The organism is Mycobacterium sp. 1465703.0 (assembly GCF_001672975.1).
GTDB lineage: Bacteria > Actinomycetota > Actinomycetes > Mycobacteriales > Mycobacteriaceae > Mycobacterium.
This window is the reverse complement of record NZ_LZKU01000238.1, coordinates 68,425-86,148: the sequence shown is the minus strand read 5'-3', so window position 1 is coordinate 86,148 and position 17,724 is coordinate 68,425. Positions and strand designations below refer to the sequence as shown.

The following is a 17,724-nucleotide window of genomic DNA, read 5'->3' as shown; positions in this document are numbered from 1 at the left end:
GTCAACACCTCCGTGCGGGATTCAGACACATGACGACGGATGCTAGCGAACTCGCGGGCGCCGCGAGGCGACTTTGAAATTTCGCCATTTTCAGGAGATTTTCGCCCCTCAGCCGTGCACTGATCGTTTGTCCAGCGAAGGCCGGCCGGTGCCTCGCCTCCATCGGTCGGGCAAACCTTCGAGGTGCCATCGATTGGCCCACCCGTTCATCCGGAGTTGGTTTGCCTATTCATGCGGTACCGGTAAATGTCGGGAAGTGAAGCGCAATCGATCGGCACTGGCGACCAGCGTTCTGGCCGCAGTAGGCATGGCCCTGTCGGCATGCAGTTCCTCCCCCGCCAGCCTGCCGTATACCGCCGGGGCCAAAGTGGACTGCGGCGGCAAACAGGCCCTGACGGCCAGCGGTTCGACCGCGCAAGCCAACGCCATGACCCGTTTCGTCGATGCCTATCGCCAGGCCTGCTCCGGGCAGACGCTGAACTACACCGCCAACGGGTCCGGCAACGGCATCGCCGACTTCTTGGCCGGCAAAACCGATTTCGCCGGTTCCGACACAGCGCTGTCGGGTGACCAATACGCCGCCGCCCAGAAGCGATGCGGCGGCGCCGACGCCTGGAACCTGCCGGTGGTGTTCGGCCCGCTGGCCATCACCTACAACCTCGCCACCGTCGATTCGTTGGTGCTCGACGCACCTACGTTGGCCAAAATCTTCAACGGCACCATCACGCGCTGGGACGACCCGGCCCTGACCTCGCTCAACGCGTCCATGCCCGCTGAAGACATTCACGTCATCTACCGCAGCGACGGTTCAGGCACCACCGACAACTTTCAGGAATACCTGCAGTCCGCGTCCGGCGGGGTCTGGGGCAAGGGTGCGGGCAAGACGTTCAACGGCAATGTCGGTACCGGCGCCGTCGGCAACACCGGCACCGCGGCCGCCGTGAAGAGTACTGAGGGAGCGATCAGCTACAACGAATTGTCGTTCGCGCTGCAGCAAGGCCTGTTCGCCGCCGAGATCAAGACGCCGGCAAGCCGTAGGTCGTTGCGCCCGGTGCGGATCGGCACCGACACGGTCGGCAAGACCATCAAGGGCGCCAAGATCACCGGCGGCGGAAACGATCTGGTGCTCGACCTGTCGTCGTTCTACAACCCCGCCCAACCCGACGTCTACCCGATCGTATTGGCAACCTACGAGATCGTCTGCTCCAAGTACCCCACATACGATGTGGCCAAGGCGGTCAAGGCTTTTCTGCAGGCGGCCATCGGTCCCGGCCAGATCGAACTGGCCAAAAGCGGCTACATCCCGTTGTCGGCCGACTTCCAGGCCCGGGTGTCGGCCGCCGTAGACGCGATCAGCTCGGTGGACGCGCCTAAACCCGAATGAGGTTCAGTCGCGCGAAAAGGCAAGCGCGATCTCGGTTTCCACGTCCACGTAGGGCCGCCCGGACAGGTCGACGGTGACCTGGGCGATGGTGCCGCCGGTGAACGTGAACGGCGCCTTGTAGCGGGTCGACACTCGCGATCCGCCGTTGCGCCCAACCGTGATACCGGCACCCGCCAGTCCGAAGGTGCCGGGATGTGTGGTCACCGCGCCCAGCGTGCCGACCACCTTGTCGTCGATGAACAGTGTGACGTCGCCAAGCGGCGTGTGGCTGTTCTCGACCGTCCGGGTGCGTGCATAGCCGGCGCCGAGAAGATGTCTGCCCAACGGCACGGCTTCCGAGGAGGAGACCTCCTGCTGGCGCTCACCGAGGAAGTTGTACACGTAGTGCAGTCGGCCGTCCTGGATGAACAGCACATGCCCGCCGTGCGCGCCGCCCTGCTTGAACAGCACCCCCTCGGCCCCGGTGGTATCGAGGGTCACGTCGGCCAGTATCGAGAACGACCGGCCGCGGATTTCGGCAGCGGCGCCGATACCGACGTCCGCGCAGTCGGGATAGTAGATGTAACCGGCCCGGTCGCTGACCAGGTACGGCCGGGCGCGCGTCAGGGTTTCCATGATGTTCAAATCCGATAGCGGCAGCCCGTTGTATTTGGCCGCCTCCGAGAACCACAACGCCTTGAGTTCTTCGAGCTTGTCCGGGTTTTCGGCGGCCAGGTCGTGGCACTGGCTGCGGTCGGCCTCGATGTGGAACAGTTCCCAGCGGTCGGCGTCGAAATGCGACCAGCCGGCCGGGGTCGCCGCGTGTACGGTGTTGGCGAACCAGCCCCGATGCCAGATCCCGCGGGTACCCAGCATGGTGTAGAACTGGGTCTCCTTGCCGGTGTCGGCGCCCGAATCCTCAAGAGCTGCTTTAAAACTCACGCCGTCCAACGGCTTCTGGGCGATGCCCTTCACGGTGTCCGGCGGTGTCATGCCCAGCAGTTCGTAGATGGTCGGGGTGATGTCGCAGACATTGACGTAGTTGTCCCGCACCCCACCGTGTGCGGCAATCCCGTTGGGCCACGAGATAATTGCTGTGTCGGCGATGCCGCCCTCATGGGAGGCGTACCGCTTGTAGAGCTTGTAGGGCGTGTTGAACGCCATCGCCCAACCGATCGGGTAATGGTTGTAGGTCTCCGGGCCGCCGAGGTGTTCGAACAGCTTCATGCTTTCTTCGACGGTGTCGATGTAACCGTTGAAGAACTTTCCCTCGTTGACCGATCCGTTCGGCCCGCCCTCGCCGCTGGCGCCGTTGTCGGAGATCACCACGATGATGGTGTTGTCCAGCTGACCCGATTCCTCGAGATAGTCCAGGATTCGGCCGATCTGGGCGTCGGTGTAGCTCAGGAAACCGGCGAACACTTCGGCCATCCGGGAAAACAGCTTCTTCTCTTCGTCGTTGAGTGAATCCCAGGGCCGCACGGTGTCCTGCAGCGGCCACGGTTCACCGCCGGGCCCCTGCACGTCGAGATACGGGTTCACCGGCGACAATTCGGTGTCGGGCGGCACGACCCCCAGCGACTTCTGCCGCTCCAGCACGATCTCGCGGTAGCGCTCGTAGCCCATGTCGAAGCGGCCGGCGTACTTGTCGGCCCATTCTTTGAAGACGTGGTGCGGCGCGTGTCCGGCGCCGGGACACACGTAGGAGAACCAAGGCTTTTCGGGCGCAATCACTTTGGCATCGCGAATGAATTCGATTGTCTTGTCGGCGAGGTCCTTCGACAGGTGATAGCCGTCTTCCGGGGTACCGGGCGGATTCACCGGGTGGTTGTCGTACACCAGGTCCGGATACCACTGGTCGGTCTCCCCGCCCAGGAATCCGTAGAACCGCTCGAAGCCGCGTGAGGTCGGCCAGTGCCGCTTCGTCGAGGCCAGGTTCGATTCCTCGAGCGGCGTCAGGTGCCACTTGCCCACGCAGTAGGTGTTGTATCCCTGTTCGGCGAGAGCTTCGGAGAGCAACGCGGTGTCGAACGGGATGCGACCGTTGGAGTTGGGGAAACCCTCGGTGAACTCCTCGATCATGGCCATTCCCACGGTCGTTGCGTTGCGCCCGGTGAGCAATGAGGCCCGGGTCGGCGAACACAGCGCGGTGGTGTGGAACTGGGTGAGCCGGATGCCGCGTTCGGCGATGCGCGACATGGCGGGCATGTCCACCAAACCGCCGAAGCAGTCCCAGGTTGCGATGCCGGTGTCATCCCACACCAGGTACAAGACGTTTGGTGCGTTCTGGGGCGCCGTCGGCGCGGCGTAGGGCCCCCAATCCGGTTCGGAGTCCCGGATGTCGAGCTCGATTTTGCCCTTGAATTGCCCGGACTCCGACCCAGCCACCATCGTCAGCCTCACTCTCGTAGCGGACTTGCCGAACGTGCGTGAAGACTACACCCGGTACCGGGCGTTGTGGTGTGGGTACTACGGGGGCTTACTTGGCCTTTTCCAGAATTTCGACGAGGCGCCAACGTTTGGTCGCCGACGTCGGGCGCGTCTCCATCAGCGAGACGCGGTCGCCGATACCGGCGACGCTGTTCTCGTCGTGCGCCTTCACCTTGGTGGTGGTCCGGATGATCTTGCCGTACAGCGGGTGACGCACGCGGTCTTCCAGCTCGACCACGATGGTCTTCTGCATCTTGTCACTGACCACATAACCGATGCGCATCTTGCGCCGTCCGCGCACCTTCGGGGTGGCCGGAGTATTCTTGGGGCCCTTGTCTTTCGACGCGGCCTCGGTTGCGGCGGCCTTCTTGGGTGCGGCCTTCTTGGCTTCTGCCATCACGATTCCTTACCGTCGGGCCCGGAAGCCAAGCCCAGTTCTCGTTCGCGGAGCACGGTGTAGACCCGCGCGATCTCCTGACGCACCGTGCGGAGCCGGCGGTTGTTGGTCAGCTGCCCGGTCGCCATCTGGAAACGCAGATTGAACAGCTCTTCCTTGGATTCGCGCAAACGCTCGGTCAGCTCCTCTTCGGTGAGCTCACGCAGTTCGCCAGGCGAAGTTCCCACTGCCATCAGAACTGATCCTCTCGAGTCACGATGCGGGCCTTGATCGGCAACTTGTGGATCGCGCGGGTCAGCGCGGCCCGGGCGGTCTGCTCGTTGGGGTAGCTGAGCTCGAACAGCACCCGGCCGGGCTTGACGTTGACGACCCACCACTCCGGCGAACCCTTACCCGAACCCATTCGGGTTTCGGCGGGCTTCTTGGTCAGCGGGCGGTCGGGGAAGACGTTGATCCACACCTTGCCGCCACGCTTGATGTGCCGATTGATGGCGATACGAGCGGACTCGATCTGCCGGTTGGTGACATAGGCGTGCTCCAACGCCTGGATGCCGTAGTCGCCGAAGTTCACCGCCGTGCCGCCACTGGCGATACCGCGCTGGCGGGGGTGGTGTTGCTTACGGTGTTTAACTCTGCGGGGAATCAACATGATTCAGCTCTCCGTGCTTTGTGGTTCTGCAGCGGGTGCGGCCGGGGCCGCGGCGCCTTCCTCGGCACTTGCGGCCGCGCGGCCGGCTTCGGTGCTGGTGGCCGTGGTGCCCGACGCGCCACTGCGGCGCGGACGGGTACCCGACGGACGCTCGCGGCGCGAACGCTCGGCACCCGCCGGAGCAGCAGCGGCCAATTCGCGCTTCCCACCGACGACGTCACCCTTGTAGATCCACACCTTCACGCCGATCCGGCCGAAGGTGGTCTTGGCCTCGTAGAGGCCGTAGTCGATGTCGGCGCGCAGCGTGTGCAGCGGCACCCGGCCCTCGCGGTAGAACTCCGAGCGGCTCATCTCGGCGCCGCCGAGACGGCCCGAGCACTGCACCCGGATGCCCTTGACGTTGGGCTGACGCATCGCCGACTGGATGGCCTTACGCATCGCACGGCGGAACGCCACGCGGTTGCTCAGCTGCTCGGCGACGCCCTGGGCCACCAATTGTGCTTGCGACTCCGGGTTTCTCACCTCGAGGATGTTGAGCTGCACCTGCTTGCCGGTCAGCTTCTCCAGGTCGGCGCGGATCCGGTCGGCCTCGGTACCACGACGGCCGATGACGATGCCGGGACGCGCGGTGTGGATATCCACCCGGACGCGGTCGCGGGTGCGCTCGATCTCCACGTCGGCGATCCCGGCCCGCTCCAGGCCGGTGGAGAGCAGCCGCCGGATCGCGACGTCTTCCTTCACGTAGTCCGAATACTGCTTGTCGGCATACCAACGTGACTTCCAGTCGGTGGTGATCCCCAGCCGGAAGCCGTGCGGATTGATCTTCTGGCCCACTAGTCTGAGCCTCCCTTCGCGTCAGAGGTCTCAGACGTCTTGGCTTCGGCTTTCGTTGCGGCCTTCTTCGCGGGCGCCTTGGCTGCGGCCTTCTTGGCGGGTGCCTTGTTGGCCGGTGCTTTCTTGGCGGGCGCCTTCGCGGCGGCCTTGCTGGCCTCGGCGCGACGGGCCCGGGTCGACTTCGCCGACCCCTGGTCCTTGCTCGGCCTGCTCTCCACCACAACGGTGATGTGGCTGGTGCGCTTGCGGATCCGGAACGCGCGGCCCTGGGCGCGCGGACGGATGCGCTTGGCCGTCGGACCCTCGTCGGCGTAGACGGTGGCGACCACCAGGGTCGCCGGGTCGAGCCCATTGTTGTTCTGCGCGTTGGCCGCGGCACTGGCGATCACCTTGGCCACCGGCTCACTGGCGGCCTGCGGCGCCCAGCGCAAGATGTCCAGTGCGTCGGCCACCGAGCGGCCGCGCACCAGGTCGATCACCCGGCGCGCCTTTCTCGGCGACACCCGCACGAACCGTGCTTTGGCCACCGCCGATGGGAATTCAGTTGTGGTCATCGCCGTTTGGCCTTCCGGTCGTCCTTGATGTGTCCCTTGAAGGTGCGGGTAGGCGCGAATTCACCAAGCTTGTGGCCGACCATCGCCTCGGTGACGAACACCGGGACGTGCTTGCGTCCGTCGTGGACGGCAAAGGTGTGGCCGATGAAGTCAGGAATGATCGTCGAACGCCGCGACCATGTCTTGATCACCTGTTTGGTGTTCTTCTCGTTCTGCGTGTCCACCTTCTTGAGCAGGTGGCCATCGACGAACGGGCCCTTCTTCAGGCTGCGTGGCATGTGCTACTCCTGACTTCCTAGCGACCGTGCTTCTTGCCGGTGCGCCGGCGTCGGACAATGAGCTTGTTACTGGCTTTATTCGGGTGACGGGTGCGGCCCTCGGGCTTGCCCCACGGGCTCACCGGGTGGCGACCACCGGAGGTCTTACCCTCACCACCACCGTGCGGGTGGTCCACCGGGTTCATCACCACACCACGGACCGAAGGGCGCTTGCCCTTCCACCGCATCCGGCCGGCCTTACCCCAGTTGATGTTCGCTTGCTCGGCGTTGCCGACCTCGCCGACCGTGGCGCGGCAGCGCACGTCGACGCGGCGGATCTCACCGCTGGGCATACGCAGCGACGCGTACGTGCCCTCTTTACCGAGCAACTGGATGCTCGACCCGGCCGAGCGCGCCAGCTTGGCGCCACCGCCCGGCCGCAACTCCACGGCGTGAATCACGGTACCGGCCGGGATGTTGCGCAACGGCAGGTTGTTGCCGGGCTTGATGTCCGCGTTGGGTCCGCATTCCACCACGTCGCCCTGCGAGAGTCCCTGCGGCGCAATGATGTAGCGCTTCTCGCCGTCCAGGAAATGCAGCAACGCGATGTTGGCGGTCCGGTTGGGGTCGTACTCGATGTGCGCGACCTTGGCGTTCACGCCGTCTTTGTCGTTGCGACGGAAGTCGATCACCCGGTAGGCGCGCTTGTGGCCACCACCCTTGTGGCGGGTGGTGATGCGGCCGTGGGCGTTTCGCCCACCGCGGCCGTGCAGCGGGCGCACCAGCGACTTCTCCGGGGTCGAACGAGTGACCTCGGAGAAATCGGACACGCTCGAGCCGCGACGGCCCGGGCTGGTCGGCTTGTACTTACGAATTGCCATGTCTAATCAGGTTTCCTCTCGCGGCGACTACGCCGGTGCCCCGAACAGATCGATCGGCTTGCTACCCGGCGCCAGCGTGACGATGGCCCGCTTGGTGCTCTTGCGCTTGCCGAAGCCGGTCCTGGTGCGCTTGCGCTTACCCGGCCGGTTCGCGGTGTTCACCGATGCGACCTTGACGGAGAAGATCTTCTCGATAGCGATCTTGATCTGCGTCTTGTTCGAATCGGGGTGCACCACAAACGTGTACACGTTGTCGTCGAGCAGCGAATAGGACTTCTCCGAGATGACCGGTCCCAGAATGATGTCGCGGGGGTCAGTGATGGTCGCCATCTACGCCGTTACCTCCTCGGTGCTAGCCGTATTGGCTCCGATGTAGGCGTTGAGCGCCTCCACGCTGAACACCACGTCGTCGGAGCGCAGCACGTCGTAGGTGTTGAGCTGGTCGGGCGTGAGGAGGTGCACACCGGGAAGGTTGCGCACGCTCTTGGCGCCGGCCTCGTCGCTGCGGCCGATCACCACCAACACCTGCTTGCGGTCGGTCAGCGTGCCCAGGAACGCCTTGGCGTTCTTGGTGGACGGCGTCTGACCCGACACCAGCTCGGTGATCGCGTGGATGCGGCCGTTGCGCGCCCGGTCCGACAATGCGCCGCGCAACGCGGCGGCGATCATCTTCTTGGGTGTGCGCTGGCTGTAGTCGCGGGGCTTGGGGCCGTGCACGACGCCACCGCCGGTGAACTGCGGGGCGCGCGTCGAACCCTGACGGGCCCGGCCGGTTCCCTTCTGCCGGTAGGGCTTACGGCCACCGCCGCTGACGTCGCCTCGGGTCTTGGTCGAGGCCGTGCCCTGACGCGCCGCCGCCCGCTGCGCGGTGACGACCTGGTGCATCAGCGCGATATTGGCCGGAGCATCGAACAATTCGGCCGGCAGCTCGATCGAGCCCTCGACGTTGCCGCCCGGCGTCTTGACGTCAATCTTGAGCGTCTTGGAGCCTTCTGCCATCACTTCTCACCTCGTTTGACCGCGCTGCGGACCACCACGAGCCCACCGGTGCGGCCGGGGACCGCACCCTTGATCAGCAGCACGCCGTTCTCGGTATCGACCTTGTGCACCAACAGGTTCTGGACGGTCACCCGATCGCTACCCATCCGGCCCGCCATCCGGGTGCCCTTGAACACCCGAGCGGGGGTGGCGCAGCCGCCGATGGAACCCGGGCGACGGTGCACCGCCTGGGCACCGTGACTGGCGCCCTGACCGCGGAAGCCGTGGCGCTTCATGGTGCCGGCGAAGCCCTTGCCCTTGGAGGTGCCGGTGACGTCGACGTAGCCACCATCGGCGAAGATCTCCGCCGTCAGCTCCTGTCCGACTTCGTATTCGGCGGCCGCCTCGGGGTTCTCCAGCCGCAACTCGGCCAGGAACCGGCGCGGGTTCACGCCCGCGGCGGTGTACTGACCGGTCACCGGCTTGTTGACCTTGCGGGGACTGATCTCGCCGTAGGCCAACTGCACGGCGCTGTAGCCGTCGCGCTCGGGGGTACGGATCCGGGTCACCACGTTCGGGCCGGCCTTGACGACCGTCACCGGCACGATCCTGTTGTTCTCGTCGAACACCTGCGTCATGCCCAGCTTGGTACCCAGAATGCCTTTTCTTGCCATGAGTCTGGATCTCCTACTGGATGTTGACGTCGACACTGGCCGGAAGGTCGATGCGCATCAGCGCGTCGACGGTCTTCGGCGTCGGGTCGAGGATGTCGATCAGCCGCTTGTGCGTACGCATCTCGAAGTGCTCCCGCGAGTCCTTGTACTTGTGCGGCGAGCGGATGACGCAATACACGTTCTTCTCAGTCGGCAGCGGCACCGGACCTACAACACTGGCACCCGTGCGGACGACGGTCTCGACGATCTTGCGCGCCGACGCGTCAATAGCCTCATGGTCGTAGGCCTTAAGCCTGATGCGGATCTTCTGTCCCGCCACGCTTCTCCTACCCTCACTCCTGTTGGGGCCCGGTATCCGGGCTCACATAGTCCTCAGTGCCACCGGCGCGCCGATCGGGCCGGCCAACTTTTGGCCGATCGAGCGTTGCGCCGGATATTGCGCCGCTGTTTACCTGTCGTGGTCCACCGGCCCCCGCGGTCGGGCGTGTCACCCTCACGCAGCCTCATCCGCGATCGAAATTCGTCGCTCTCAAAGGATGGGACCGGACGCGCCCGTTTGGACGCTGGTCGTATGCCCGACCAGGCGCAAACCCGGCTCAAGGCAACCTGAACAGTATGCCTCAGATCGTGGCCCGAGCAAAATTCAGCCCGGATCTCGGGCCGCAACCACCGCATCCGTCTGAGGGACGGTAGCACCGGGAAGTAAATACGCTGGTCAGAGCTATCGAGGGAGCGAGCGCCGGAGCCTCAGGCTCCTGTCGACTCGATACCCGCCGCGCCAGCCCGGCCGGACTGCACATGGAGGAAGCCGTCGACGGCCGCCAGCGCGCACTGGTGGTAGTCGAAATCGGGCAGGGTGGACAGGCGGCCCAGCACCAGGGGGCCGATGAGCAGGGCGATCGCCCGGGACCGGTCCACCTCCCCCAGCTCGGCGGCCTCCGGGCTGTCGAATATTGCGTCGAAGGGCTCGGCGTATTGCTGGGCGATGCGCTCGCGCAGGGTGGTGATCGCCGCGCTGTCGGCATTGTGGCTGTGCCGGGGCTCGGGCAGGCCTTCCAGGTCGCGTCCCAGCGCGAGCCAGGACATCGCGGTCATCATGGTGGGGGCCTGGGCCACGGCTTCGGCCTGGGCCAGCACCACCGCGACCAGGCGGTCGCGCAGCGAACCCTCGGCCGGCGGGGTCGGGGACACCGGTATCAGGCTGTTGAAAGCCGCCGCCAGGAGATCGTTTCCGCTCGGGAAATGGCGATACAGGGTTGCTCTGGCGACGTTGGCGGTGCGGGTGACCGCGTCGACCGTCACCGCGCTGGGCCCTCCGGAGCGCAGCAACGTTACGGCTGCTTCCAGCAGCCTCGCGCGAGACCTCGCGGGGCGCGGATCGGAAGTCTGGGTGCTGATTGTGATCCACCTCCCTGTTTGAGCACGAGACCATTGGTCTACCTACAAGACTATTGGTCTCGAAACTCCGCAACGCTCGAGGAGGCGCATCGCATGGTCGAAACCCTCGTCCGGCCTGACCAGCGTACTGACGGTATCGCCATCGGGGATAGCTTCCGGGCACGAAACTGGACACTTGCTGTTGCGTGCATGGGCGTAGCCCTGGTCGTGGCGTCCATGACCGCGCTGAACACCGCCCTCGGCGACCTGGCGGTAGCCACCTCGGCCACCGCATCCCAACTGAACTGGATCGTCGACGGCTACACCGTGGCCCTGGCCTGTCTGCTGTTACCGGCCGGCGCGATCGGTGACCGCTACGGCCGGCGCGGTGCGCTGTTAACCGGGTTGCTGGTCTTTTCGATCGGTTCGATGGCCCCCGCGCTGTTGCACAATCCGTCTCAGCTCATCGCGGGCCGGGCGGTAGCCGGCGTTGGCGCCGCGTTCGTCATGCCCGCCACGCTGTCACTGCTGACGGTGGCCTATCCAAAAAACGACCGTACCAAGGCCGTTGGCATCTGGGCCGGTACGGCCGGTTCCGGGGGCGTGCTGGGCATGTTGGGTTCTGGCCTGCTGCTTCGGTTTTGGGACTGGCATGCGATCTTCTGGTCATTGGGTATCGCCGGGCTACTGATTTTCACGCTGGCCTGCACCGTCGCATCGTCTCGGGACGCGGGCGCCCCCCGGGTCGATGCACTGGGCGCGGTGCTGATCGGTGCGGCCGTCGCCATCGCCGTGGCCGCGATCCTGGAAGCACCCGGGCGCGGATGGAGTGACCCGCTGGTGTGGGGTGGTCTGGTGGTCGGCACCGTCATCGCGGCGGTGTTCGGCGTCCTCGAATTGCGCCTGGCACTGCGGGGAAGGCAACCCCTGCTGGACGTCCGGTTGTTCGCCGACCCGAATTTCGCCACCGGAGTGGCCGCGATCGTCATCCTGTTCGGCGCCACCTTCGGTTTCTTCTACATCGGCATGCAATACGTGCAGCAGATCATGGGCTACTCACCGCTGGCGACGGCGACCGCCTTCGGACCGTTCATGGTGCCGTTGGGCATCTTCTCGGCGCTGTCGTTCTGGTATGTGCCGAAGCTGGGTCTGCGGCTGGTGTTGTTCGTCGGCACGTCGCTGATGGCCATCGGATTCGGGTGCATGTACTGGTTGAATCTGCACTCGTCGTACCTCGAATTCGCCTGGCCCACCCTGATTCTGGCCACCGGAATCGGAATCTGCACCGCGCCTACGACTTCGGCGATCATGGGTGCGGTACCTGACGAAAAGCAGGGTGTCGCCTCGGCGGTCAACGACACGTCGCGCGAAATGGGCGGTGCGCTGGGTATTGCTGTCGCCGGTTCGATCCTGGCCGGCCGCTACTCCCACGAGCTTGCGCCCAGGCTGGCCGGCTTTCCCGCTCCGGTGCGCGACCAGGCCACCGACTCACTGGCCAAGGCGGTCGAGATCGCCGGGCGGCTCGGCCCGCAGGGGCGGCAGTTGGCCGACATCAGTAAATCCGCCTTCCTGGCGGCCCTGCACGCTTCCACCATCACGATGGCCGCCATCGTTGCCGTCGCCGCGGTGGCGATCGGAGTGTGGGCGCCCGGCCGCGCCGGCCGCCAGCTGGGCCCGGTACGGCGGATGCTGTCACGTCGCTCTGATCCGCCACTTCGATCAAAACCAATGCTGTTGTCCGACAGCTGATTCAACTTGCTTGACGTCGTCGCGAATGTCTTGCAACCGCCCGCCGATTCTGGTATCAGGGATGTATATCGACAGATACAAGTCATCTCTGTACGCGCGAGGTGGATGTGGTGTTGATGGGCGTTACGAGCGTGGTCGAGCCGGCATGCGCGGCGATCAGTGAGGCGGCGGCGATCGTGGAGGCCGAATGGATGCGCCTGCGGCGACCGAGCATGCCGGTTCGATACCCCGACTGCGAGTTGCCCGCGGCGCGGCCAGGCCCGCGCCGCACGACCACCCTGGTCTGCACCACTGCGGCGCGCGCCCGGTACTCGACGCGCCCGCGTGCCACCGGCAGCCGATGGCCGGTCTCCTTGGTATGGGCCCGGCAGCGGTCACCTCCGTATTGCCAATGTCTTTCGCGGAGCGACGAAAGGAGGTAACTCAGAGAAGACAAGCACGGGCTATCGAAGAATGAGATGGCGATCGTGCCGCCCACGAATATTGCGACGCATTGTTCGCGCGACGCACAGCTGCGCGCGCCCAGCCACTTGTCGTGGCCGTCTACGTGGACCGCATGATGTTCGCCGTCTCTTCGGGCGGGCCGCTGCGGGGGCCGATGCTTTCGGGTACCGCGTGGCGGCCCGCCCACTGTCCGCGTTCACCGAACGAACTGCGCGGCCCGGTGACCGATCATCACGATGGTGGCGTGCGGACCGCGGCCGGTGATCGCGGGCAGAATCGAGCCGTCGATCACCCACAGGTTGTCGATGCCGTGGACCCGGCACCGCGGGTCCACGACGGCTCGGGAGTCGCCATCGACCCCCATCGGTGCTGTGCCGCAAAGATGTTGCGACGTGGACCACACGGCTGCAGTGGCATCGGTTGTGCCACCGGCCAATTCGCGGGCCAACTCACTGCCCCGGCGCAGCGCCGCGACGTCGTCGGGCTCGCTGTCGTAGCGGTGCTCAATTCGGGGCGCCACATCGGGGTCGGCCGAGACCAGCGTCATGCGCCCGCGTGCGCGTGGTTTCATCAGCGCCACCCCGATGTGTGGCCAGTCGGCGTGCCCGGCGGTGCCGTCACCGGTCATCGCCACGAATCCGCCCGTATACGGCCTGATCTCGAGATCGTCGGCGGTGCTGAGCACCACCTCGAGCACCGGCCGTCCGGGCGCCACCGTCCAGTTGGTGGGCAGCACCCATTCGGCATGATCGCTGAACGACGCCCCCACCGGCAGTGGCACCACCACCGGCACGCCGGCGGCGGCCAGCATCTCCTCCTCGCCGATGCCTGACAGCATGAGCAGGTGCGCTGTTTCAATCGCGCCGGAGCACAACACGATTCGATCGGCGGTAAACGTCGTCAGACCGTCCGGGCCGATCGCGTCGACACCCGCCGCGGCGGTGCCGGAGAAGCGCAACCCGGTGGCCTGGGTGCGCGCCTGCAAAGTCAAGTTCGGCCGGTGCAGCGCCGGGATCAGAAACCCCGCACCGGAGCCGTGCCGCACCCCGTCGACGATGTTGAGTGGGACGGCACCGATTCCCGAAACCTGTTCTGGCGCGCCGTCATTGAGATCGTCGATCCAGCCGAATCCGGCACGTGCCGCGGCACCGATGAAACGTTCAGTGGTTCCGGTCATTTCGTGAGTCCGGCGCACCAGGATGGGACCGGTGTCGCCGTGCGCCGGACCGCCGAAGTCCAGGTCGGTCTCGATATCACGGTAGCTGTCCAGCACGTCGGACCATGCCCAGCCCGGTACGGCGATGCGGTCAAAATCGCGCGGCAGCCCGCGACAGAAGTAGCCGCCGTTGATCGCGCCCGATCCGCCGACCGTCGCCCCCCGCACGATGGGATGCTGGCGGGCGGGCTGATCCGTGAGATGGGTCTGATAACGCCGGACCAGTGGACTGCCCACGCCTATCGGCAATTGCAGGCCGTTGGCGGTTTGGGCGAGCAGTCCCGGATCGTCGAGCGCCGGTCCCGCCTCCAGAATGGTCACCGTGCACTGCGGGTCGGCAGAAAGCCGTTCCGCAACAACCGATCCAGCACTGCCAGCGCCGACGATCAGCACATCGCTGTGCGAGGCGGCTGCGGTCAAGGTGGTGTTTAACTCCGGATCTGGGGCTTCAGGGCGCGCACGTTGCGCTCCCGTAGCACACCCCACCACAAGCCGAGCCCATACGCCAGGTCGTCGACGCGCTTGAGCAACAGGTAGGTCGGCAGCCCGATCGGTTCGACGTCGTCACCGATGGCGTCGCGGCGGCGTAGCCAGTCGACCACGCCGTCCATGACCGCCGCGACCAACACCACCCGTCTGAAATGACGCGACATGGTCGCGGCAACCAACGCCAGCGGCCAGTAGTGCCGACACAGCGCCGACGCCAGCTGCAGCGCCGCCGACCACAGGCCGCGGCCCGCAATCAGCGCGACATCGCTCATCGACGTCTCGGCGCTGCGTATCGCCCGCGCGATCCGTCGACCGGTCAGGACGGCGATGACGATGGACACCAGCCGAGACACGGTGGACCCGAATGCCATCAGAATCCACGTCATCAGCGCCCAGCCGGAAATCACCACCGGTGCCGTCTTGTCGGGGTGGCGTACCGACAGCGGAGCCGCCGAGCCGCCGTAAAACGCTTTCCGCGCAAGCCAATCCCGCAACTCGGTGCGGTGATCGTGGGCGACCAGCGCGATCGGCTCGTAGCGCAGCCGGGCGCCCGCCTCGATCAGCCGCCAGCACAGGTCGACGTCCTCGCCGGACTGCAGGGTCTCGTCGAACCCGCCGACATCCCGGATCGCCGAGCATCGGCAGATGATCGCCGCGCTGGGCACGTAGGACACCGTGCTGTGTGGCAGCACCGGCGCTTCGCGCTCACCGAGGTCGAGCGAGGAGTGCACCGCCTCATAGCGCGCCACCACGTTCTCGTTGTGCGACAGGCCGACGATGCGGGGCGCGACCAGCCCGACGGTGGGGTCGCAGAAGTGCCCGAGCAGGGCTTCCAGCCAGCCCCGGCGGGGCGCCACGTCGGAGTCCAGGAACGCGACGAAGTCCGTCCGGCAAACCCGCAGCCCGGTGTTGCGGGCCGCCGCCGGTCCCCGGCTGCGGTGGTGGCGCAACACCTCGATGTCGCAGTGCGCGCCGACGAAGTCGTCCGGCTCGATCGGGGGGAACGAGCCGTCGTCCACCACGACGACACGTAGTCCACGCAGTGAACTGACCAAGCGTCGCACGCCACAAAGGTTGTCCCGCACTGGAATTACCACCGTGACGTCGTGGTGCGACGGGCCACCCGCCGGCCGCGGATGCGCCACCGTGGCGTCCAGCAGGGTGCGGGCGAGTTGAGCACTGATGTCGTCGCGCACCTTGAGGCGGCCATCGGAGAGCATGTCCTGTGCGGCGGGAGCCAACTTCAACAGTCGGGTCGGCGAACCGCCGAGCAACGCCGAGCCATCGCCGAGCACCCGCACGCGGCGATCGACCTGAACGGCGAACCCATTCGGCAGCCGGGGCGCGTTCATGTCAGCATCCCGTCGGGTGCGGGCCGCCACCGCAGGACGCGGCGGACACAGCCGTCGACCATCTCGGTGAAGATCCGCTCGCCCTCGGCCGCGGTGGCGGTGGTCGGGTCGCCCAGTACGCCGACCGGGCTGACCGCCGCGACTCCGCCACGGCGCATCGACCCGAGCAACTCGGGCAGCGGCGCGCGATTCCCGGCCACCCACCGATCGGTGCGGACGTCGCCCGGCGAGATATGTAGCAACACCGATGTTTCGGTATGGCCGGCGTGGGCGTCACCACCGGCGGTCAGGCAGGGGCACCAGCCGACGTCGCGGCCCTCGGCGCGCAGCCGGGCCACCGCGCCGGTCAATGCCGCGACATTGCCGCCGTGGCCGTTGACGAAGACGATGCGCTGCGCCCATCCGGCCGCTGACCTGCCGTACTCGACCAGCAGCAGCGTCAACGCCTCGGTGCCCAGCGAGATCGTTCCGGCGAAGCTCTGGTGCTCGCCGCTGGCGCCGTAGGCGATGGCCGGCGCCACCAGCCACTCGGGCCCGAGACGCGTCAACACGCGGCCGGCGACCGCCGTCGCGATCCGGGTGTCGGTATCCAGCGGCAGGTGCGGACCGTGTTGTTCGGTCGATCCCAGCGGAACCATTACCGACGCGGTCTTGCTCGATAGCTGGCTCGACGTCGCGGTTCCTAATTCGCCGAGTACGGGCACTCGGTGATGGTAGGCCGAATTCACCTGGCGTGCACCAATTGTTGAAGCTTGAAAAAAACTTTTTTTCTAGGTCGTTCACTGGGCGTTCTCATTATGGGCTCGTCCGTCACGGTTACCCCGCCCGTATCACGATTTGCGCGGGCGTCACTTTATTCAGATAAATCCGCCCCGAATAGTCCGGCTTTTGCTATGCACCGGCTGAGGGCACGCCCAGCGCCCGGACGAAACCCGGCGGCACCAGTATGTCGCCCGGCCCGAGATCGTGCACCGAGGACAGCCCCAGACCCATCAGTGCCGAGTCGATGCCGCCGCGCAAGATGTCGAGGACGTTCTCCACGCCCGGCTGCCCGGCCGCTGCCAGCCCCCACAGGTAGGCCCGGCCGATCATCACCGCGCGCGCTCCCAGCGCCACGGCCTTCACGACGTCGCTGCCGCGGCGGATGCCACCGTCGAGTAGCACCTCGATCTGATCGCCGACGGCGGCTGCCACCGCGGGCAGCGCGCGAATCGAAGCCGGCGTGCCGTCCAGATTGTTGCCGCCGTGGTTCGACACCGAAATCGCCGAAACCCCGGCATCCACTGCCCTTTTCGCGTCATCGACGCGCATCACGCCCTTGAGCATGAACGGCCCGCCCCACAGTTCGCGCAGCCAGGCGATGTCCTCCCAGGTCGGCGGCGGCGTGCCCATCCACTCCCCGTAGGCCGCGAAGAACGGCGGCCCGGGCTCGCCGCGGCGGCCCTGATTGGGCACCCTGAGCTCCGGTGGCCGCATGGTCTTGCCGAACTTCCACAGCCAGCGGGGCTTGAAGACCGCCTCCGGGGACAACCGCAGGATGGTCCGCAGGTTCATCTCCTCGGGGATCTTGGGGCTGCCCCAGTCCCGCCCGTGCGAGAACGACCAGTCGGTGGTGACAATCAGACCGACCGCGCCGGCCTGACGGGCCCGCTCGACCCGCTCGGCGATCGCGTCGCGGCCGCCCAGCCAGTACACCTGGAAGAACACCTTGGGGTTGACGGCGATGACGTCCTCGATCGGCTTGCTGGCGAAAGAGGACAGGCCCATCGCGGTTCCCCGGGCCGCCGCGGCGCGGGCGACCGCGACCTCGCCGTCTGGATCGACTGCCTGGACACCGGTTGGCGAAATCACTACCGGCATGGAAATGTCTTGTCCCATAACGGTCGTCGATAAATCACGCTTTTCCGGCGCACCGACGACATGGGGAGCGAAACCGAGTTCACCGAATGCTTCGACGTTGTCGGAGACGGTGATTCCCTTTTCGCTCGCCGCAATCAGTGCCGAGTAAACGGATTTCGGCAACCGGCGCTTCGCGCGTTGTTGCGCGATGGCAACGGTTTCAAACCATGCGTCGGCCATT

At 66.2% G+C, this 17,724-nt stretch carries 20 protein-coding genes; 2 read left to right on the top strand and 18 right to left on the bottom strand.

Annotation, left to right across the window (positions count from 1 at the left end):
- Window positions 1–256 precede the first annotated feature (256 nt).
- Entirely contained in the window at window positions 257–1,384 is a 1,128-nt protein-coding gene (gene pstS / locus A5625_RS22620) for a phosphate ABC transporter substrate-binding protein PstS (protein ID WP_066999305.1), read from the top strand.
- A gap of 3 nt (window positions 1,385–1,387) precedes the next feature.
- Here pstS and A5625_RS22615 read toward each other — a convergent pair whose 3' ends face one another.
- The 13 genes from A5625_RS22615 to A5625_RS22555 form a co-directional block, all read right to left on the bottom strand.
- A complete protein-coding gene (locus A5625_RS22615; RefSeq protein ID WP_066999302.1) occupies window positions 1,388–3,754 on the bottom strand; it encodes an arylsulfatase in 2,367 nt (788 codons plus the stop codon).
- Window positions 3,755–3,842: 88 nt separating this feature from the next.
- Window positions 3,843–4,190: a 30S ribosomal protein S17 gene (gene rpsQ / locus A5625_RS22610; RefSeq protein ID WP_066999299.1), complete on the bottom strand. Its 348-nt coding sequence runs from the start codon at window positions 4,188–4,190 to the stop codon at window positions 3,843–3,845.
- Window positions 4,190–4,423 carry a 50S ribosomal protein L29 gene (rpmC, locus tag A5625_RS22605; protein ID WP_066999296.1) on the bottom strand — a complete coding sequence of 78 codons (234 nt, stop codon included), beginning with the start codon at window positions 4,421–4,423 and terminating at the stop codon, window positions 4,190–4,192. The genes rpsQ and rpmC overlap by 1 nt, the downstream gene beginning before the upstream one ends.
- Complete coding sequence (gene rplP / locus A5625_RS22600; protein ID WP_007773582.1) at window positions 4,423–4,839, bottom strand: 50S ribosomal protein L16; 417 nt, start codon at window positions 4,837–4,839, stop codon at window positions 4,423–4,425. Before rplP ends, rpmC begins: the two co-directional genes overlap by 1 nt.
- Before the next feature lie 3 nt (window positions 4,840–4,842).
- Window positions 4,843–5,673 carry a 30S ribosomal protein S3 gene (gene rpsC / locus A5625_RS22595; RefSeq protein WP_066999292.1) on the bottom strand — a complete coding sequence of 277 codons (831 nt, stop codon included), beginning with the start codon at window positions 5,671–5,673 and terminating at the stop codon, window positions 4,843–4,845.
- Window positions 5,673–6,227, bottom strand: a complete 555-nt coding sequence (rplV, locus tag A5625_RS22590) for a 50S ribosomal protein L22 (protein ID WP_066999289.1) — start codon at window positions 6,225–6,227, stop codon at window positions 5,673–5,675. The genes rpsC and rplV overlap by 1 nt, the downstream gene beginning before the upstream one ends.
- On the bottom strand, window positions 6,224–6,505 hold the full coding sequence (rpsS, locus tag A5625_RS22585; protein WP_007773585.1) for a 30S ribosomal protein S19: 282 nt from the start codon (window positions 6,503–6,505) through the stop codon (window positions 6,224–6,226). The genes rplV and rpsS overlap by 4 nt, the downstream gene beginning before the upstream one ends.
- Window positions 6,506–6,522: 17 nt before the next feature.
- A complete protein-coding gene (gene rplB / locus A5625_RS22580; protein WP_066999286.1) occupies window positions 6,523–7,365 on the bottom strand; it encodes a 50S ribosomal protein L2 in 843 nt (280 codons plus the stop codon).
- A 27-nt stretch (window positions 7,366–7,392) separates the two neighbouring features.
- Complete coding sequence (gene rplW / locus A5625_RS22575) at window positions 7,393–7,695, bottom strand: 50S ribosomal protein L23 (RefSeq protein WP_066999283.1); 303 nt, start codon at window positions 7,693–7,695, stop codon at window positions 7,393–7,395.
- Complete coding sequence (gene rplD / locus A5625_RS22570) at window positions 7,696–8,364, bottom strand: 50S ribosomal protein L4 (RefSeq protein ID WP_066999280.1); 669 nt, start codon at window positions 8,362–8,364, stop codon at window positions 7,696–7,698.
- Window positions 8,364–9,017 carry a 50S ribosomal protein L3 gene (gene rplC, locus A5625_RS22565; protein ID WP_066999277.1) on the bottom strand — a complete coding sequence of 218 codons (654 nt, stop codon included), beginning with the start codon at window positions 9,015–9,017 and terminating at the stop codon, window positions 8,364–8,366. Before rplC ends, rplD begins: the two co-directional genes overlap by 1 nt.
- 13 nt (window positions 9,018–9,030) lie before the next feature.
- Window positions 9,031–9,336: a 30S ribosomal protein S10 gene (gene rpsJ, locus A5625_RS22560; protein ID WP_003873519.1), complete on the bottom strand. Its 306-nt coding sequence runs from the start codon at window positions 9,334–9,336 to the stop codon at window positions 9,031–9,033.
- 428 nt (window positions 9,337–9,764) lie between these two features.
- Entirely contained in the window at window positions 9,765–10,364 is a 600-nt protein-coding gene (locus A5625_RS22555; protein ID WP_197516193.1) for a TetR/AcrR family transcriptional regulator, read from the bottom strand.
- Window positions 10,365–10,508: 144 nt separating this feature from the next.
- On the opposite strand from A5625_RS22555, the gene A5625_RS22550 reads away from it, so the two are divergent.
- On the top strand, window positions 10,509–12,143 hold the full coding sequence (locus A5625_RS22550; RefSeq protein WP_066999271.1) for an MFS transporter: 1,635 nt from the start codon (window positions 10,509–10,511) through the stop codon (window positions 12,141–12,143).
- A gap of 82 nt (window positions 12,144–12,225) precedes the next feature.
- Here A5625_RS22550 and A5625_RS29290 read toward each other — a convergent pair whose 3' ends face one another.
- The 5 genes from A5625_RS29290 to mftD form a co-directional block, all read right to left on the bottom strand.
- Window positions 12,226–12,621, bottom strand: coding sequence for a hypothetical protein (locus A5625_RS29290; RefSeq protein ID WP_156748464.1), 396 nt, complete (start codon window positions 12,619–12,621; stop codon window positions 12,226–12,228).
- A gap of 162 nt (window positions 12,622–12,783) precedes the next feature.
- A complete protein-coding gene (gene mftG / locus A5625_RS22540; protein ID WP_066999265.1) occupies window positions 12,784–14,223 on the bottom strand; it encodes a mycofactocin system GMC family oxidoreductase MftG in 1,440 nt (479 codons plus the stop codon).
- Between the two features lie 8 nt (window positions 14,224–14,231).
- Entirely contained in the window at window positions 14,232–15,644 is a 1,413-nt protein-coding gene (mftF, locus tag A5625_RS22535; RefSeq protein ID WP_066999262.1) for a mycofactocin biosynthesis glycosyltransferase MftF, read from the bottom strand.
- Window positions 15,641–16,372: a mycofactocin biosynthesis peptidyl-dipeptidase MftE gene (gene mftE / locus A5625_RS22530; RefSeq protein WP_066999259.1), complete on the bottom strand. Its 732-nt coding sequence runs from the start codon at window positions 16,370–16,372 to the stop codon at window positions 15,641–15,643. The genes mftF and mftE overlap by 4 nt, the downstream gene beginning before the upstream one ends.
- 163 nt (window positions 16,373–16,535) lie before the next feature.
- Window positions 16,536–17,723 carry a pre-mycofactocin synthase MftD gene (mftD, locus tag A5625_RS22525; protein ID WP_066999256.1) on the bottom strand — a complete coding sequence of 396 codons (1,188 nt, stop codon included), beginning with the start codon at window positions 17,721–17,723 and terminating at the stop codon, window positions 16,536–16,538.
- Window position 17,724 lies beyond the last annotated feature (1 nt).

What these genes read in the sequence shown, in the direction of transcription:
- mftD (WP_066999256.1), bottom strand. Translation starts at nt 17,723, where the DNA reads ATGGCCGACGCATGGTTTGAAACCGTTGCCATCGCGCAACAACGCGCG.
- rplB (WP_066999286.1), bottom strand. Translation starts at nt 7,365, where the DNA reads ATGGCAATTCGTAAGTACAAGCCGACCAGCCCGGGCCGTCGCGGCTCG.
- rpsS (WP_007773585.1), bottom strand. Translation starts at nt 6,505, where the DNA reads ATGCCACGCAGCCTGAAGAAGGGCCCGTTCGTCGATGGCCACCTGCTC.
- A5625_RS22550 (WP_066999271.1), top strand. Translation starts at nt 10,509, where the DNA reads ATGGTCGAAACCCTCGTCCGGCCTGACCAGCGTACTGACGGTATCGCC.
- rplD (WP_066999280.1), bottom strand. Translation starts at nt 8,364, where the DNA reads ATGGCAGAAGGCTCCAAGACGCTCAAGATTGACGTCAAGACGCCGGGC.
- mftF (WP_066999262.1), bottom strand. Translation starts at nt 15,644, where the DNA reads ATGAACGCGCCCCGGCTGCCGAATGGGTTCGCCGTTCAGGTCGATCGC.
- rplV (WP_066999289.1), bottom strand. Translation starts at nt 6,227, where the DNA reads ATGACCACAACTGAATTCCCATCGGCGGTGGCCAAAGCACGGTTCGTG.
- rplW (WP_066999283.1), bottom strand. Translation starts at nt 7,695, where the DNA reads ATGGCGACCATCACTGACCCCCGCGACATCATTCTGGGACCGGTCATC.
- rpsQ (WP_066999299.1), bottom strand. Translation starts at nt 4,190, where the DNA reads ATGGCAGAAGCCAAGAAGGCCGCACCCAAGAAGGCCGCCGCAACCGAG.
- rpmC (WP_066999296.1), bottom strand. Translation starts at nt 4,423, where the DNA reads ATGGCAGTGGGAACTTCGCCTGGCGAACTGCGTGAGCTCACCGAAGAG.
- rplC (WP_066999277.1), bottom strand. Translation starts at nt 9,017, where the DNA reads ATGGCAAGAAAAGGCATTCTGGGTACCAAGCTGGGCATGACGCAGGTG.
- A5625_RS22615 (WP_066999302.1), bottom strand. Translation starts at nt 3,754, where the DNA reads ATGGTGGCTGGGTCGGAGTCCGGGCAATTCAAGGGCAAAATCGAGCTC.
- rplP (WP_007773582.1), bottom strand. Translation starts at nt 4,839, where the DNA reads ATGTTGATTCCCCGCAGAGTTAAACACCGTAAGCAACACCACCCCCGC.